Origin of the sequence: Tropicimonas sp. (genome assembly GCF_047971885.1) — a bacterium.
Lineage (GTDB): Bacteria > Pseudomonadota > Alphaproteobacteria > Rhodobacterales > Rhodobacteraceae > Tropicimonas.
In genome coordinates, this window is record NZ_JBKEAE010000145.1 from 1 (window position 1) to 2,183 (window position 2,183).

The window sequence follows — 2,183 nt, forward strand, 5'->3', positions numbered from 1 at the left end:
ATGTGCCGCCGGGCAGCGTCGCGGCCGGTGGCGCGGTCAGGCGGCAGGGTTCCGAGACCATAGGCAGGACGCCCTCGGCGGGGCAGACATCCGCGCCGCTTTGCGTCGTCAGTTCCAGCCGCAGGCTGTGCCCCGGCGCGACGCCCCATTGCCGGACGGCAAGGAACAGGTCGAAACGGGTGGGCTGGCCGGGCGTCAGAGCCTCGTCGCGCAAAAGTTCCGGCCAAGGCCAGGTCATCGTGCCATCGCCGTCGAACCACGACTTGCCGTCGGCAAGCCGGCTCTGACTTCCCAGCACCGCGCCCATGCTGATGCGCTTTGCGGTGCCGTCGGCCGCCACGTCGTAAAGGCTGGCGATCAGTTCGAGGTTGGCGTTGCTGGAACTCGCAAAGATCGTCGCGCTAATCGGTCCGGCGATCGTGACCCCATCCGCGAAGGGCGGCGTGGTGTAGGCAAGGCGGCCGTTCTCCGCCTCGGGGCTACCCCAGTCGAGCCGCGCGGCCCCCTGACCGGCGGGCGGCGCCTCGGTCAGCGCGCCGTCGGGGCCGAAATGCCATTCCGCCGTGTCCGGCGCCACCGGATAGCCGGCGAGGTTTATCCAGCGGTCCGTTCCCTTCTCGAAGACATGCATCGGGGTGGCGGTCGCACCGATGCCGGTGTCGACGCCCTTCAGCCAGGTCTCGAACCATTGGAGGTAGAGGCCCGCGTCCAGCCCCTTCGCATGACCCCAGTCGCCGACAATGATCTGCCAGCGCGGGTCGGTCCGGTCGGTGTCCATCGGTGCGAAGACGGGGCGCCCGGCGGCAGCGTTCTGCATCGCCAGATAGGCGTGGATGCCGCCGATCTCGTTGATGTCGCTCCATCCGATCCAGAGCAGGGTGGGAATGCCGTTCTCCACGATGGCCTCGGCCCGGCTCAGCGGCAGGCGATCCTGCCAGTAGCCGTCATAGGCCTCCGGCCCGCCCGCCATGACGCCGCTGACGAAGCCCGAGAAATAGTTCCGGACCGAGGGCTGGTCGCCCATCAGCATGGTCGCGCGCGGTCCATAGGAATTGAGCGCGGCGTTCGGCAGGCCGTTCGTCGTCCAGACCTGCCGGTGCTGCATGTCAAGCCCGATGCAGGCGGCGACCACTGCCTTCAGGGGCGACTCCGGCCCCACCTCGGCGGCCGTCGCCAGTCCCGTTGCGCCGGGATAGGAACAGCCCAGAAGGCCAACCCGTCCGTCCGACCCGTCGAGGCCGGCGGCCCAGTCCACCACCTCGGCGCCGTCACGGCCGTCCTGCGACGTGAACTGCTGCATCTCGCCCCCGGAACCGCCGGTGCCGCGCGGTCGGACCAGCGCGTAGATATAGCCATGCTCGGTCAGGTAGGGGTTCGGCCCGACAGCTTCGGCGAGCCGCAGGTAGGGCGAAAACTCCACGATCACCGGGAATGTGCCCTCGGCTGGCTGGCCGGTCGCCCGGTCGGTCGGGCGGGCGACAACACCCACCAGTTCGGTGCCGTCCGACAGGGTGATCGTGACCTCTTCGGTTGCGGTCGCGGTATAGTGGGCCTCATCGGGCGACCAAATCTGTCCCGGATAAGGGGTCTGCGCCTTTGCGGCGGTTCCCGCCAGTGCGGCGCTTGCGACCAGAGCGGTCAGGATGGGACTTGGCTTGCGTTTCACTGCAACCTCCGTTGTCGTCGGGCTGGAACCCGCCAGGTTCATTCGTTTTCCATCGCTTTGCTGTCAGGACGGTTGCCGCTGATGGGCAGCGCTTCCAGCGCGGTGCGGAGCTCGACCAGTTCCTCGCTGCTGAAGGCGACTTCGGTCGCACCGATGTTTTCTTTCAGATGCGGCCACTTGGTCGTGCCGGGGATCGGCACGATGAAGTCGCGCTGCGCCAGAACCCAGGCCAGGGCGATCTGCACAGGCGTCGCGTCCTTGCGCTGCGCCCAGTCGCGTGCCAGCGCCACAACGGCCATGTTGGTTTCCAGCGCTTCGGGCGCGAAGAACGGCACGTTCGAGCGGCGGTCCTGCGCCGCGAAGCGCGTGTACTCGTTCATGTTGTCGGCCAGAAGGCCGCGCATCGTCGGCCCCCAGGGAACAAAGCCCACCCCAAGCTCGGCGCAGGTGTCGAGCATGGCGACTTCGGGCAGACGTTCGAGCAGCGAATATTCGCTCTGCACGGCCGCGACCGGGG

The 2,183-nt window shown here is 68.1% G+C and carries 2 protein-coding genes; both read right to left on the minus strand.

Annotation, left to right across the window (positions count from 1 at the left end; translation table 11 throughout):
• Positions 1 to 1,666 (minus strand): CocE/NonD family hydrolase (locus ACK5IR_RS12190; protein ID WP_416929271.1); only part of this gene is annotated, 1,666 nt, incomplete at its 3' end.
• Positions 1,667 to 1,704: 38 nt separating this feature from the next.
• Positions 1,705 to 2,183: aldo/keto reductase (locus ACK5IR_RS12195; protein ID WP_416929273.1), on the minus strand; the 479-nt coding region annotated here is incomplete at its 5' end.